The organism is Pseudomonas sp. Fl5BN2 (genome assembly GCF_009908205.1).
In the GTDB taxonomy this organism is placed as follows: domain Bacteria; phylum Pseudomonadota; class Gammaproteobacteria; order Pseudomonadales; family Pseudomonadaceae; genus Aquipseudomonas.
Genome location: NZ_JAAARL010000023.1, coordinates 73089 through 86353 on the forward strand (window position 1 = coordinate 73089; position 13265 = coordinate 86353).

At 65.5% G+C, this 13265-nt stretch carries 15 protein-coding genes and 1 pseudogene; 11 read left to right on the forward strand and 5 right to left on the reverse strand.

Annotation, left to right across the window (positions count from 1 at the left end):
* The first annotated feature begins 14 nt into the window (after positions 1 to 14).
* Positions 15 to 977 carry a siderophore-interacting protein gene (locus tag GV819_RS26625; protein WP_161759026.1) on the forward strand — a complete coding sequence of 321 codons (963 nt, stop codon included), beginning with the start codon at positions 15 to 17 and terminating at the stop codon, positions 975 to 977.
* Positions 978 to 1014: 37 nt separating this feature from the next.
* On the opposite strand, the gene GV819_RS26630 is transcribed toward GV819_RS26625, so the two are convergent.
* Together GV819_RS26630 and GV819_RS26635 are read right to left on the reverse strand one after the other, a co-directional pair.
* Positions 1015 to 1758: a thioesterase II family protein gene (locus tag GV819_RS26630; protein ID WP_161759027.1), complete on the reverse strand. Its 744-nt coding sequence runs from the start codon at positions 1756 to 1758 to the stop codon at positions 1015 to 1017.
* Between the two features lie 55 nt (positions 1759 to 1813).
* Positions 1814 to 3004, reverse strand: a complete 1191-nt coding sequence (locus GV819_RS26635) for an MFS transporter (protein ID WP_161759028.1) — start codon at positions 3002 to 3004, stop codon at positions 1814 to 1816.
* Positions 3005 to 3140: 136 nt separating this feature from the next.
* Between GV819_RS26635 and GV819_RS26640 the strand changes: the two genes are divergently transcribed.
* The 9 genes and pseudogenes from GV819_RS26640 (at position 3141) to GV819_RS26680 (ending at position 10690) form a co-directional block, all read left to right on the forward strand.
* Positions 3141 to 3755: a TetR/AcrR family transcriptional regulator gene (locus GV819_RS26640; protein ID WP_161759029.1), complete on the forward strand. Its 615-nt coding sequence runs from the start codon at positions 3141 to 3143 to the stop codon at positions 3753 to 3755.
* A 382-nt stretch (positions 3756 to 4137) separates the two neighbouring features.
* On the forward strand, positions 4138 to 4329 hold the full coding sequence (locus GV819_RS26645; RefSeq protein WP_161759030.1) for a hypothetical protein: 192 nt from the start codon (positions 4138 to 4140) through the stop codon (positions 4327 to 4329).
* A 165-nt stretch (positions 4330 to 4494) separates the two neighbouring features.
* Positions 4495 to 4863 (forward strand): VOC family protein, encoded by a 369-nt coding sequence (locus GV819_RS26650; protein ID WP_161759031.1) that lies wholly within the window; start codon positions 4495 to 4497, stop codon positions 4861 to 4863.
* Between the two features lie 70 nt (positions 4864 to 4933).
* Entirely contained in the window at positions 4934 to 5401 is a 468-nt protein-coding gene (locus tag GV819_RS26655) for a cysteine hydrolase family protein (RefSeq protein ID WP_161759032.1), read from the forward strand.
* A gap of 102 nt (positions 5402 to 5503) precedes the next feature.
* Positions 5504 to 5884, forward strand: a complete 381-nt coding sequence (locus GV819_RS26660) for a hypothetical protein (protein ID WP_161759033.1) — start codon at positions 5504 to 5506, stop codon at positions 5882 to 5884.
* 193 nt (positions 5885 to 6077) lie between these two features.
* A pseudogene (locus GV819_RS26665) lies at positions 6078 to 6212 on the forward strand (alpha/beta hydrolase); the annotation flags it as partial.
* Positions 6213 to 6310: 98 nt separating this feature from the next.
* Entirely contained in the window at positions 6311 to 6784 is a 474-nt protein-coding gene (locus tag GV819_RS26670; protein ID WP_161759034.1) for a hypothetical protein, read from the forward strand.
* Positions 6785 to 6799: 15 nt separating this feature from the next.
* Positions 6800 to 8242, forward strand: coding sequence for a TIGR01777 family oxidoreductase (locus tag GV819_RS26675; protein ID WP_161759035.1), 1443 nt, complete (start codon positions 6800 to 6802; stop codon positions 8240 to 8242).
* Between the two features lie 9 nt (positions 8243 to 8251).
* The gene (locus GV819_RS26680; RefSeq protein ID WP_161759036.1) at positions 8252 to 10690 is read left to right on the forward strand and encodes an alpha/beta hydrolase; all 2439 of its coding nucleotides are present in this window, start codon (positions 8252 to 8254) and stop codon (positions 10688 to 10690) included.
* 15 nt (positions 10691 to 10705) lie between these two features.
* On the opposite strand, the gene GV819_RS26685 is transcribed toward GV819_RS26680, so the two are convergent.
* The gene (locus tag GV819_RS26685; RefSeq protein ID WP_161759037.1) at positions 10706 to 11692 is read right to left on the reverse strand and encodes a GlxA family transcriptional regulator; all 987 of its coding nucleotides are present in this window, start codon (positions 11690 to 11692) and stop codon (positions 10706 to 10708) included.
* Between the two features lie 92 nt (positions 11693 to 11784).
* Between GV819_RS26685 and inhA the strand changes: the two genes are divergently transcribed.
* Positions 11785 to 12471, forward strand: coding sequence for an isonitrile hydratase (gene inhA, locus GV819_RS26690; RefSeq protein ID WP_161759038.1), 687 nt, complete (start codon positions 11785 to 11787; stop codon positions 12469 to 12471).
* A 23-nt stretch (positions 12472 to 12494) separates the two neighbouring features.
* Here inhA and GV819_RS26695 read toward each other — a convergent pair whose 3' ends face one another.
* Positions 12495 to 12851 (reverse strand): hypothetical protein, encoded by a 357-nt coding sequence (locus GV819_RS26695; protein WP_161759039.1) that lies wholly within the window; start codon positions 12849 to 12851, stop codon positions 12495 to 12497.
* A gap of 61 nt (positions 12852 to 12912) precedes the next feature.
* Positions 12913 to 13257 carry an antibiotic biosynthesis monooxygenase family protein gene (locus GV819_RS26700; RefSeq protein WP_161759040.1) on the reverse strand — a complete coding sequence of 115 codons (345 nt, stop codon included), beginning with the start codon at positions 13255 to 13257 and terminating at the stop codon, positions 12913 to 12915.
* Positions 13258 to 13265 lie beyond the last annotated feature (8 nt).

Below are 13265 nucleotides of genomic sequence, written 5' to 3' on the forward strand. Positions count from 1 at the left end.
ATAAGGTCGCGATCATGTCATCAGCCACATCCCTGACCCTCTCCCTGGCCAACGGCCTACGCAAGCTGGTGGGCGCGGACAAGCCGCGGGCCTACCGGGTGATCAACGTCGAACTCAAGCAACGCATCGACCTCAGCCCGTCCATGGTGCGCTTGGTGTTCGGCGGCGAGGACATCGCCCAGGCCCGCACCCTGGCCCCGGACCAGCGCATCAAATTGTTGTTCCCCGGCGCCGACGGCACACCGCCGCAACTGCCGGTGGAAGGCGACTGGCACGCCGCCCGGCGCAAATTGCCGACGCAGCAGCAACCGCCGATGCGTACCTACACCATCCGCGCCCTGCGCATGCAGCCGGCGGAACTGGACGTGGATTTCGTGCTGCATGGGGTCAATGGCCCCGCCTCGTCCTGGGCCACCCACGCGCAACCCGGCGATCGATTGCAGATAGTGGTGCCGAACAAGGCCTTCAGCGGCGACCCGGGCGGTTATGAATGGCTGCCGCCGGCGGGGATTCGCAAAGTGCTGTTGATCGGCGACGAAACCGCCTTGCCGGCAATTGCCGGGATTCTCGAAGACCTGCAGGAATACCCGGACCATCCGGATGTGCAGGTGTTCATCGAAGTGCCCCACGAAAGCGACTGTATCGACCTGCGCTGCCACCCGCAGACCCGGGTCAACTGGCTGCCACGTGACGTGCTCAATGCGCGCCACGGCGAAACCCTGATCCATGCCGCCCGGGAGCTGGCGGAACTGCCGCCGGCCAACACCGAACGCCGGCCGATCAAGGTCTCCGAACGCCATGAGGAACAGCGCCCGTGGGAAACCGCCAAACCTGCGGACAACAGCTTCTATGCCTGGGTCGCCGGCGAATCCGCCACGGTGATGAGCATCCGCCGCTACCTGATCAACGAACGCGGCCAGGAGCGCCGCAACCTGACCCTGATGGGCTACTGGCGCCTGGGCACCTCCCTGGGCTGAAAGGGCTACGCAACACGCTCCGAACCTGCGGCAGCGACTACCAGGTTGCCGCAGCCAGCGGTATCTGGTGGCGCCGCCGATGCACGTCCAGGTGCCCCTTGATCAGGCTCAGCACCCGGGCTTCATGTGCATGGATGAAAAAGTGCCCGCCCGCCAGCATGTCCACCGAGAAACTGCCGCAGGTTTCCTTGCTCCAGCCAATCAGTTGCTCGGTGGTGGCGCGATCGGTCTTGCCACCCAACACATGCACCGGACAGCTCAGCAGTTCGCGCTGCATGGGGCGAAAGCGCCCGCACAGGAGGAAGTCGGCGCGCAGGATCGGCAAGGTCAGGTCCATCAGTTCCCGATTGGCCAATACCTCTTCGCTGGTGCCATTGAGAGTGCGCAACTGATCGATCAGTTGCTCATCGGTCTTGGGTTCGGCAAAACCCCGGTCGTACTCAGCACGCAGGGTCGGCGCCGCAGTGCCCGAAGCGAACAGCGCCACCGGCTCCGGGCAACCCAGGGCACGCAGGGCATGGGCCAGTTCACACGCCAGCAACGCCCCCAGGCTGTGCCCGAACAAGGCATACGGCGCACGCAACGTGCCCTGGATTTCCCGGGCCAGTTGCATGGCCAATTGGCGCATGTCGGTGTGCAATGGCTCGGCGTAACGGGCACCGCGCCCAGGCAACTCCAACGGTTGCAGTTGCAGCCACTGCGGCAGCTTGCGCCGCCAGCGGCTGTACACCATGGCGCTGGCGCCGGAATACGGCAGGCACAGCAAACTCAACTTGGTCACGGTATTGCCCTCGACAAATCATCTGTTAAGGAAAACGCGGCACGGGCCGGACAAATTAGTCCGCCGGCTCACCCCGGCTCAGGTGTCGATAGCTCTGCAACGCCGCACCGAGCACCACCACACCGCCGACCAAGGCCAGCCAGAACCCGCTGCGTGCGCCAAAATGGTCCACCAGCACCCCGGACCCGGCGGCCCCCAGGGCCACCCCGATGCTCAAGCCGGTGACCAGCCAGGTCAGGCCCTCGGTGAGCTTGGCCGCCGGTACGATGCGCTCTACCAGGGCCATGGCGACAATCAGCGTCGGGGCAAAAAACAGCCCGGCAACGAACACCGCCAGGGCCAGGCCGAGGATGTTGCTCGCCAGCAGCAACGGCAGGGTGGTGACCGCGGTGGCGATGCCGCCGTACATGAACAGCCGTGGCAACGGGATCGAGAGTTTCAGCGCACCGAAGACGATGCCGGCCAGGCACGAACCGATGGCGTACACCGAGAGCACGATACTCGCTGCCGCCGGCTGTCCCTGTTGCTGGGCAAAGGCCACGCTGACCACATCGACGACCCCGACAATGATGCCCATGGCCAACATCAGCAGCACCAGCAGGCGAATCTCCCCGGAACGGATGATCGAGCCACCCTGCCCCTCTGCGTGGGGATGCACCGGCGGCTCGGTGGCCTTTTGCAGGACGAACACACTGACCCCGATGGCCAGCATCAGCAGCGCCGCTAGCGGCCCGGCCTCGGGAAACAGCACCACGCACAGCCCCACCGACAAGGGCGGGCCGATGATGAAGCAAACCTCGTCGAGCACCGATTCCAGGGCATAGGCGGTCTGCAACTGCGGCTGGCCACGGTACAGCTCGGTCCAGCGGGCCCGGACCATGGCCGACATGCTGGGCATGCAACCGGCCAGGGCGGCAAACACGAACAGCGTCCAGTACGGCGCCTGCAAGCGCGTGCACAACAGCAGTGCCAGCAGCGCTCCGCCCCCCAGGCCGGCAGCCAGGGGCAGCACCCGGCCCTGGCCGAAGCGGTCCACCAGCCGCGAGACCTGGGGCGCGCAAAGGGCCGTGGCCAGGGCAAAGGTCGCCGCTACGCCACCGGCCAGGGCGTAACCGCCATGCAGTTGCGCCAGCATGGTGATCAGACCGATACCGGTCATGGAGATCGGCATGCGCGCGACCATCCCGGCCAGGACAAACGCCCGGCTGCCGGGGGCGTTGAACAATTCACGATAGGGGTTGGCCATTTACAACGACTCCTTGGGGGGCTGCAACTTGCCACAAAGTGGCCCTGCAGTAAAAATACATACGCCTCGTATGTGAAAAATCATGCGAACATACGCAGCGTATGTCAACCCTTCATCGAGTGGAGATCCGAACCTCATGAGCAGCCGCCCACGCGCCGAAATGATCGAAGCAACCCGCGCCAAGTTGATTGCCAGCGCCCGCCAGGCGTTTGCCCGACAGGGGTACGCCAAGGCATCGATGGACGAACTGACCGCCGAAGCCGGCCTGACCCGGGGCGCGCTGTATCACCATTTCGGTGACAAGCTGGGGTTGTTGGCGGCCGTGGTGCAACAGATCGATACCGAGATGGATCAGCGCCTGGAGGCGATTTCCAGCCAGGTTGAAGATCCATGGGAAGCGTTCTGCCAGCGTTGTCAGGCCTACCTGCAGATGGCCCTGGAACCGGAAATCCAGCGCATCGTGTTGCAGGATGCACGGGCGCTACTGAGTGATACCAGCCAGGCGAGCGAGGAGCAGTGCATCGACACCCTTGGCGCCCTCCTGAGCCAGCTGATCCAGGCCCAAGTGATCGAACCGGTCGCGCCACGGGCCATGGCGCGCCTGATCAACGGCGCCCTGGTGGAGGCCGCCCTGTGGATTGCCAATGCACCGCAACCGGCACAGAAACTTGAAGAGAGCCTGGTCGGCTTGCAACTGCTCCTGCGCGGTTTACGCCGTAACGACGCTCCACACGCCAGGGCCAACCACTGAAATACCCCCTGCCTCAACGTGAAAACTCCATGGACCGCTTTGCCAGGCGCGCTCCCCAACCGGCAGCCACCTGTTTTTCACTCGATGGTTCAAGACTTCAGGTGGGCGACATTCTGCTCAGCCGCAACGCTGCCCGGCACAGCCTGCTCCAGTCCGGCTCCGGCTCCGGCTACAGCCACGCGGCGCTGTTGGTGGATGATGGCGGGGGCTGATCGAGGCCATCAAGACCGGGGCAGACCATTGATGAGGACCGGCTCTTCTGTTCGCAGCTGATCGTCTCCAATTTCGCCCAGTGCGTTCTGCCCCTGAGTGAGCAAGCCGCCTAGCTGATCACCCCGGGGATCTTGACCGCTGCAACCTGCTGGTCGAGGTCACCGACTCGGTGATCATTCACAGCCAGTTCGCCGACCTACTATCGGTGCATTTTATCGAACAGCGCCAGGAACAGGACCTGAGCAACCATTTCCACCAGATGAACATGCACATCGCCGGCCTGACCAACCAGGCCTGTGCTTTTATCAGGCCGCTGAAGCTGCGCTCGCCGATGGACACCTGCGTTGCTCTGAAAGGCTGAACACGCGCCCTGATAAAGGAACGCCCCATGCAGCTATCCTTCGCCCAACAAGTGGCGCTGATCAGCGCCGCGAGCTTTCTCGACCGGCGCTTGAGCGGCGACAAGAGTGTCTGGCAACCTTGAGCGCCGCCGGCCCCCGTTGCGGCCCGAAATGGAATTCCCGCCATGCCCGACTCGCCAATTATCGCGGTGATGATTCACGCCTCCGACTGGCGCGCCGCCACCGACTGGTACGCCCAAGCGTTCCCCCAGGCGCGGCGCATCGTCCACGCGCCCGATGACTTCGGCCATCTGCAGATCGACGGCATCGCCATCGAGATCGTCGCGGCCGATGCCAAGGTCGGCCAGGGCCCGGCAGGCTCGGTGGTGTATTGGCGGGTAACCGACCTGCCGGCGCAGTTGCAGCGCCTGACGGCCCTAGGAGGGCGCCTCTACCGTGGACCGATGGCTATTGGCGACGGCGAGTTGATCTGCCAGGTGCAGGATCCGTGGGGCAACTGCATCGGTCTGCGCCAACCGGCAACGCTCGCTTGAAGTAGATTTCCCCGGCAAACTGGCGCGCGTTTCGCTCTGCGGTCAAAGCTGTCGTTACCAGGAGAACACCATGCAGCAGGTCTTGCTGATCATTGATGTGCAACCGTGCTTCAACCCGCCGCAATGGCTGGTGGAGGGCATCAACCGACTGCTCGGGCGCATGCCCTCAGTGGCCACCGTGGAGCGCCATGACGAAAGCCGCACGCCGTTCGCCCGCCAACTGGGCTGGCAACCGGCGGCAGACGATCACAGCCTGGTGGCCGCCGAACAAGTCTTTATCAAGCACGGCTATGGACCGACGCCGGAGATCCTCGACTACCTGAAAAGCCTGAGTCCTGAGCGAGTGCTGGTGTGCGGCATCCAGACCGACACCTGCGTCCTGGCGGCAGGTTTTGCCCTGTTCGATGCCGGCTTGCAGCCGACCCTGATCACCGACCTGACCGTGGGTTCGTCCCTGGATCGCAGCGGCCAGTTGGGGGTCGATCTGTGGCGCCATCATTTCAAGCACCTGACCACCACTGACGAGTTGCTGCGCTAGCGCCCCTGCCGGCTTGCGGGCACATGCACGCTGCCACGGCCGAGAACCAAAGATAGAATCTTGACGCTGAAGAGCCGATCGCACACAGGAAAAATCATGGGAATGGATCTGCATCTTGAAGCCGACAGGCACCTGGACAGCGCACTTCTCAGGCAAGCCATCGAACACTGCAACGGCACCCTGGAAGCGGATCCAGCCAATGGCATCGAGGCACGCTTCCCTTCGGGGATGACCCTAAGTTGCAAAGACAGCTCCGGGGACAACCAAATCTACGCTGAGGACCGTAAAGGCTGCAGCTTCGCCGTGGGCCTGCGCTGCTACCTGAGAATCAAGGGGCCGGAGCCTGACGGGCACTCTTCGCTGGATGAAATCCAGCGGTTGCTGAGCCAGATCGCCGACACTTGCGAGGCGCGATTCATCCTCTCTTTCCAGTACGAGAGCACCCTCTACTGGCGTGATGCTCAAGGTCTGCAGCAAGCCTGAGCATCGGTTTTCATCCCCTGCCGGTGGCGCCCCGGCCAAGACTCGCGCCCTCAATCCCGTGCGGGGTTTCGCCGCCGACGATCACTACCGCCCGGTGTTCAGCCATCAGCGAGGTGTTCTATGTCGATCAGGATACCCAGTACGATTCGCTGCCCCCTGGCGGCGAGTTGCAGCGAGGGTTTCTCGGTCCGATCCGCCCCTGGCCGCACGCGGCTATCGGGTGATCGTGCCCTATCTGCGCGGCTACGGGCCGACGTGTTTTGTCCGCGAGCAGGTCATGCGCTCCGGGCAGCAGGCGGCCCTGGTCCAGGACCGGCTGGAGATGCTGCAAGACGGCTGAGGCCGCCCACAAACCGAGCAACAAGCGCACTGTAAGCAGGGAAAAATCGGTACACTTCGCGGCCTCGACCCCCCACAGGACATGGAATGTTATCTGCCGCCCCTTCTTCCCGGCCCGGCCTGCGCCGAGCCCTGGTGCTCTGGCTGTACGCCGCCGGCGTCGGCCATTTGCTGGCCGGCCTGCTGCTGGCCTGGGCCGGCCACAGCGCACTGTTCAACGACTACCTCAGCAGCATCGAACAGGCCTTCTGGGGCGCCGCCGCGCCTGCCCCGGCCCGGGCCCAGCAGATCTGGTGGCTGGGTTTGTTCGGCGCCACGCTGCAAAGCTACGCCTTGTATCTGCTGGCCCTGGTGCACCTGGGCGACCGCCTGCGCAGCCCGGCAGCCTGGGCCTGGCTGATGGCCGGCATCCTGCTGTGGGCTCCCCAGGACATGTGGCTGTCCTGGCAGATGCACATGACCGCCCACCTGTGGGTCGACAGTTTCGCCCTGCTGGTCTTGCTGCCGCCCTTGCTGTGGCTGTACCGCAACGACCGCCGTACTTCTCGCCTTCCCTCGTAAAAGGACTTCACCATCGTGGCTGATTTGCCAATCCTGCAGTGGGCTATCGCCCTGTTGCTCGCCCAGGGCGTGCTCGGCGCCCTGGATACCATCTACCATCACGAACTCACCGTGGCCCTGCCGCAACGCCACAGCGCCCGCAAGGAACTGAGCATCCATGCCCTGCGCTCGTGCTTCTACGGGGTGCTGTTCATGGGCATCGCCCACCTGGCGTTCCAGGGCATCTGGGCCCTGGTGATCGCCGTGCTGTTCGCCCTGGAAATCGGCCTGACCCTGTGGGACTTCGTGGTCGAGGATCGCAGCCGCAAGCTGCCGGCCATCGAGCGCATCATGCACACCGTGCTGGCGATCAACGCCGGGGCATTCTTCGCCCTGTACGGCTTGCAGCTGCTGGAATGGTCACGCCTGCCCAGCGCCTTGAACCCGCTTGACCTGGGCTGGCAAGGCTGGGCGCTGAGCCTGTTCGCCGTCGGCGTGACGGCTTCGGGGATTCGCGACGGCCTGGCCGCCCTGCGCCTGCAACGCCAGGGCCAGGGCGCCAACCCCTTTACCGGTGGCAGCGGCAAGCGGGTGCTGGTCACCGGCGGCACCGGCTTCATCGGTGAAACCCTGGTCAACCAACTGCTGGATGCCGGGCACACCGTCAGCGTGCTGGCCCGCGACCCATTGCGCGCCGCCTACCTGTTCGATGGGCGCGCGCGCTGCCTGCGCAGCCTGAGCAAGCTCGGCCACGGCGAGGTCTTCGACGTGATCATCAACCTGGCCGGTGCGCCAGTGGCCGGACCGCGCTGGTCGGCCAAGCGCCAGGCGCAACTGCTGGCCAGCCGGGTGGGGACCACCGAGGCCCTGCTCAATTGGCTGCAACACGCCCAGCACAAGCCGGAACTGTGGATCCAAGCCTCGGCCATCGGCTTCTACGGCGTGCGCGACGCCAGCCAGACCCTGGATGAAAACGCCGAGCGCGGTGAAGGCTTCATGGCCGACCTGTGTGCCCGCTGGGAGTCCTCGGCGGAACCGGCGACCCGCTTCGGCGTGCGTCAGGTGGTCCTACGCTTAGGCATCGTGTTCGGTCCCGGCGGCGCCCTGAAGCCGCTGCTGATGCCCTTCCACTTCGGCTTTGGCGGGCGCATGGGCGACGGCCGGCAGATCATGAGCTGGGTGCATCGCGACGATGTGCTGCAAGTGATCGCCCGGGCCATGAACGACTCGTCCCTGGCCGGCACGTACAACATGGTGGCGCCGGAAGCGGTGAGCCAGGGCACCTTTGCCAAGACCGCCGGCAAGGTGCTCAAGCGCCCGGTGTGGCTGCATGTGCCGGCCGCCCCGGTGCGCGCCCTGGCGGGGGAAATGGCCGAGCTGTTCTTCGACGGCCAGCACGTGGTGCCGGCGCGCCTGCTGCAATCCGGCTACCGCTTCCGCTACCCGACCCTGGACGCCGCCCTGCGCGACCTGACCTGAGGATTGTCGATGAGCAAGCCCCTGTTGTACCTGCTGGCGGGCAATGGCAGCGCCGCCGACTGGTGGGACGACGCCGTGTTGCATTTCCACCGCTACCAGGTGCAAGCCCTGGAGCTGCCGGGGTTTGGCGACAATCCGCAAGCGCCCTGCAACGATCTGGGCGAATACGCCGAAGCACTGCTGGGCATGACCAAACCGGGCAACGCGATCGTCGCGGTAGGGGTCAGCGCGTTGCTCGTGCTGCACGCCTTGCAACGCCGCCCCGGGCATTTCTCGCGCAGTGTATTGCTGGCGCCGGTGGGGGCCTTTCTCTGGCAGCGGCGCTTGCCGGCGCTGATGTCGCCGCTGCCGGCGCGCCTGTTGATCCATGGCTTGCTCAGCCATAAGCCGAAGTGGTTCGCGCACAAGTTTTCCCGTCAGCGCTGGACCCAGGAGCACTACCAGCGCATGGGCTCGGGTTATGCCCGCTGCCGGGCGTTCGTGCCTTTGTGGGATCAGCTGCGGGCCGACACCGCGCTGCCGCTGCTGGAGTGGATCAAGGACCCGGTGGAACTGGTCTGGGGTGATCAGGACCGGATGCTGGGGATTGCCCAGGCCGCCGCCTGGTCGGCGATCCTCGCTCGCGCCGACCTGAAAATCAGCCTCAAGCCGGGCTGGGGCCATTACCCGTGGATCGATGAGCCCGGCGAATTCGTTGCCTGGCTGGAGTCCGCTGCAAGCGGTTTTGTCGCCCACACCAAGGGCGGGCGCCTGCGCCTGGCCGAGCTGGCGGGCCAGCCGGTGCCCAGTGCCCTGTCCCTGGACAGCGCCAGCGACTCGCGCCTGCCGGCCTTGCTCGGCAGCCAGCCGCACGCCTTGTGGGCCGTGCGCTCGTCGAGCTACGGCGAAGACCAGGCCGACTCGGCCAATGCCGGCTTGAGCACCACCTATCTGCGGGTCGCCAGCGTTGATGTCGCGGCGCGGATCACTGAACTGCGGGACGCCGGGGTCGAGGAAGTGGTGGTGCAGCGCTTCATCCAGCCGAGCCTGTCGGGGATCGCCTTCGTACGTCACCTGGCAGTCGAGCTGGAGTGGGTCGAAGGCCATCTGGAAAGCCTCGCCGACGGCCAGGTCAGCCCGCAGCGGGCAGTGCTTTCGCGCCTGGGTGCAGCCTGGCAAAGCGGTACGTTCGCCACCACCCAGGGCTTGAGCGCCAGTGCCTTGTGGGACTTCCTGCAAGGGGTGCTGAAGGTCTTCCATTACGTCCCCGGGGACATCGAATGGGCCTGGGACGGCCAGCAATTGTGGCTGCTGCAATACCGCCCCATCAGCGACTACGGCTGGCGCCGGCACCTGACCGCAGCCAACATCGCCGAGATCCTGCCGCCGCAGCCCAGCCGCTTTGTCGAGTACGGCCAGCGCCGGGCGGCGGCGAGCATTCCGGCGATCATGGCACGCTGGGACGCCCGGGTGCTGCAGGACAACGAGCCGTTCACCGCGGTGTTCGACGGCGCCTCCTACATCAACAATGATCTGTTCCTGGCGCGCCTCGCCGACTGGGGCCTGCCCTCCTCCAGCTATGCCGGCGAAGTCGGCGGAGCGACCCCGGCACTGCCCTTGCGCCCACTGCGCCTGCTACGTTCACTGCCGCGTTTCTTACGCATGCAGCACATCGCCCGGGGCCACCTGCTGACTCTGGAGCGCGGCCTGCGGCGCTTCGATGAGGAACTGGCGCAGTTGCACAACGCAGGCGCCGACGGCCAGCAACTGGCGGACTGGTTCAGCCGTTTCTACGTGTTCGTGGTCCAGGGCAACCTGTGCATCGCCACCGCCCTGGCCAGCAGCGGTGGCGCGCTGCTGGGGCGTCCGCCGACGGCCTACGACAACCTGGAAAACAGCCCCCATCGCCTGCCTTGGGAAACCGACCCCGGCACCCCGCGCCCGCACTGCGCAGACCTGCCATTGCAAGCCTTCCCCCGCTGGAGCCCGAGCATCGCCCTGGCCCACCGCCTGGGTTTGCCGGGCCTGCGTGGTTACTACCTGCAAGTGCGCGAGTGGTACCGGGACAACCTGATGCGGATTTTCTTTCGCCTGCACCATGCACTGCCCGAGGCTGATCGCGATTACTGGTTCGCCCCCCATGAGCATGTGCGCAACCGTGGCGGCAGCTTCTGGCAGGACGGTCGCGAAGGCAGTGAACAGGCCAGCGGTTTCATGATTTATCCGGGGCAGGCCCAAGGCCGATTGGGGGTCGACATTCTGCTGGAGGACACCCTCGATCCTGGGCGCTACGCCCATTACCAGCAGGCCCGGGCGGTGATCGCCCGCATGGGCGGGCGCCTGTCACACGGCTCGACCCTGCTGCGCGAGTTGCGCAAGCCGTCGGCGGTTTTGCCCCAGGTGGACCCGGCCTGGCTCGGCCGTGAAGTGCGCTATGAGGATGGCCGGCTGAGCCTGCTGGAAGAGTGAACGCGGCCCGCGGGATCAACCAGGTTGCGGGGCCGTGGCGAAACGTTCGCGGTAGGCCTGCGGGGTTACGCCCAGGGCCCGCAGCACACTGCGGCGCAAGGTTTCCTCGCTGCCGAAACCGCATTGCACGGCGATGCGCTTGATCGGCAAACCCGTGTCGGCCAACAGCCGTCGCGCGGTTTCCACGCGGATCAGTTCAATCGCCCGGGCCGGGGTCTGGCCGGTGTCAGCGCGATAATGACGGACGAAACTGCGCTCGCTCATGGCCGCCTGCTGGGCGAGCACCGGCACCGTCAGTGCATGGTTGAGGTGCTCGGCGATCCAGCTGTGCAGCGCATCGAAACGCCCGCCGCTGTTCTGCAGCGACAAGGTCACGCTGAACTGTGACTGGCCCCCCGGACGCTTGAGAAACACCACCAGTTGCCGGGCCACGTCCAGCGCCGCTTCACGACCCAGGTCAGCCTCCACCAGGGCCAGGGCCAGGTCGATGCCGGCGGTGACCCCGGCCGAAGTCCACACCGGGCCATCGTTGATGAAGATCGGATTGGCCTCCACTCGCAGCTGCGGATAGGCCTCAGCCAGTTGCTCGCAACGGGTCCAGTGGGTCGCCACCCGGCGCCCGTCCAGGCAACCGCTGGCCGCCAGCAGAAAAGCCCCGGTGCACACCGACGCCACGCGCCGCGAGGCCTTCGCCCGGGCGGCAATCCAGGCCACCAGCTCTGGGTCCTTGGCCGCTTTGTAGACCCCCCAGCCACCGGAGATGATCAAGGTGTCGCAGGCCTCCTCCGCTGCCGGCAGTGGATCGGCCAACAACGCCAACCCCGATGAGGTCAGCGTTGCCCCGCCCGGGCTGGCAATCACCCGCGGCTGGTAGGGCAAGGGCAGGCCCAGGCCGCGGGCCCGATCATTGGCCGAGGCGAACACCTGCAGCGGCCCGGTGACATCGAGCAACTGGGCATTGGCAAAGGCCAGGACAAACAGGTTTTTTGCAGTGCCGGGCATGATTGGCGTAAACCGAGGGCAGGTTGGCGTATGCGCCAAATCCTAGAACGCTAGAGTCAAGCCGTCCACCTCATCGACACAAGGAACAGGCAATGGCACTGCAGATCGGTTTTCTATTGTTTCCCGAGGTTCAGCAACTGGACCTGACCGGCCCCCACGATGTGCTGGCCGCGTTGCCGGAGGTGCAAGTGCACCTGGTGTGGAAGGACCTTGCGCCCATCCGCGCCAGCTCCGGCCTGATCCTGCAACCCACCACCACCTTCGATGACTGCCCGCCCCTGGAGGTGATCTGCATCCCCGGCGGTGCCGGGGTCGGGGCGCTGATGGAGGATCCACAGACCCTGGACTTCATCCGCCAGCATGCGGCCCAGGCGCGCTATGTGACCTCGGTCTGCACCGGTGCCCTGGTGCTCGGTGCCGCCGGCCTGCTGCAGGGCAAGCGCGCCACCACGCACTGGGCCTATCACGAGTTGCTCGGGCTGCTGGGAGCCACCCCGGTGCGTGAGCGTGTGGTGCGTGACGGCAATCTGCTGACGGGCGGCGGTATCACCGCAGGGATCGACTTCGCCCTGACCCTGGCCGGCGAACTGTTCGACAGCGCCAGCGCGCAGCGCGTGCAACTGCAACTGGAGTACGCCCCGGCGCCACCGTTCAACGCCGGCAGCCCCGACACCGCGCCCGCCAGCGTGGTCCAGCAAGTCCGGGCGAGCAGCGCGCAGTCACTGCAAAAACGCCGAGAGATTACCTTGCGTGCAGCGCAACGCCTGCAACAGACCTGACAAGACGAGCACCGCCGTCCGGCTCAATGGGACGGCGAGTCGTCCGGGGTGGGTTGCTCTGCAGCAACGCTGGCCTGTGGATAACGCCAACGCCGCCATATCGAGTTGATTTTCCGCCCTATCATCCACAGCGCGCCCAACACGTTGAGCAGGACAAAGGCCGCGACCAAAAAGCCCAAGGTCTCCACCAGGCCTGGGCAGTTGGGGCCCTGGCAGGAGGAGTGGCCGCCCAGTCCCCATGCAGGGAACGACGCCATGCCCAGCACCACGAACCATAAGCTGGCTGGCCGACTCAATGACTTCGCCTTGGCCCTGCTGGTCCGCAGCAAGCATGGAACGGCGCCGAAGCTTGCGGCAGAGGAAAAACGAGTCTCGTCCATGATCTAGAGCCTGAAAAAAGTCGGCCATTGCACCACAGTGGCCGCCTCTTGCCCACACCGATCAGGCCCGAGCCACCTCGCCATGACGGTTGTTCGCCAGCAATTGAGTAATCGCCCCGTCGCCATAAGCCCGCTCGACCTTGGAAATCACCACCTGGTAACCGGCGTACCAGCGCTGGTATTGGCGCTTGGCCTCAAGGTGCGCCGGGTGCCGGGCAAACGCCTGGATCGACGCCTCGTCCTCCCAGTAGTAGCTGGCGTTGATCAACTGCTGATCGGCCGAGGTCCAGGATTGCGTGCCGACAAAGCCTGGCAGGCTGATCGCGATTTCATCGATGATCGCGCTCAGACGGTGGAACTCTTCGTCGCGCTGGCCCGGTTTATAGATAAAGGCGGCGATGTACATGCTCGAAC

What these genes read in the sequence shown, in the direction of transcription:
- GV819_RS26625 (WP_161759026.1), top strand. Translation starts at nt 15, where the DNA reads ATGTCATCAGCCACATCCCTGACCCTCTCCCTGGCCAACGGCCTACGC.
- GV819_RS26635 (WP_161759028.1), bottom strand. Translation starts at nt 3,004, where the DNA reads ATGGCCAACCCCTATCGTGAATTGTTCAACGCCCCCGGCAGCCGGGCG.
- GV819_RS26640 (WP_161759029.1), top strand. Translation starts at nt 3,141, where the DNA reads ATGAGCAGCCGCCCACGCGCCGAAATGATCGAAGCAACCCGCGCCAAG.
- GV819_RS26650 (WP_161759031.1), top strand. Translation starts at nt 4,495, where the DNA reads ATGCCCGACTCGCCAATTATCGCGGTGATGATTCACGCCTCCGACTGG.
- GV819_RS26655 (WP_161759032.1), top strand. Translation starts at nt 4,934, where the DNA reads ATGCAGCAGGTCTTGCTGATCATTGATGTGCAACCGTGCTTCAACCCG.
- GV819_RS26660 (WP_161759033.1), top strand. Translation starts at nt 5,504, where the DNA reads ATGGATCTGCATCTTGAAGCCGACAGGCACCTGGACAGCGCACTTCTC.
- GV819_RS26670 (WP_161759034.1), top strand. Translation starts at nt 6,311, where the DNA reads ATGTTATCTGCCGCCCCTTCTTCCCGGCCCGGCCTGCGCCGAGCCCTG.
- GV819_RS26680 (WP_161759036.1), top strand. Translation starts at nt 8,252, where the DNA reads ATGAGCAAGCCCCTGTTGTACCTGCTGGCGGGCAATGGCAGCGCCGCC.
- GV819_RS26685 (WP_161759037.1), bottom strand. Translation starts at nt 11,692, where the DNA reads ATGCCCGGCACTGCAAAAAACCTGTTTGTCCTGGCCTTTGCCAATGCC.
- inhA (WP_161759038.1), top strand. Translation starts at nt 11,785, where the DNA reads ATGGCACTGCAGATCGGTTTTCTATTGTTTCCCGAGGTTCAGCAACTG.
- GV819_RS26695 (WP_161759039.1), bottom strand. Translation starts at nt 12,851, where the DNA reads ATGGACGAGACTCGTTTTTCCTCTGCCGCAAGCTTCGGCGCCGTTCCA.
- GV819_RS26700 (WP_161759040.1), bottom strand. Translation starts at nt 13,257, where the DNA reads ATGTACATCGCCGCCTTTATCTATAAACCGGGCCAGCGCGACGAAGAG.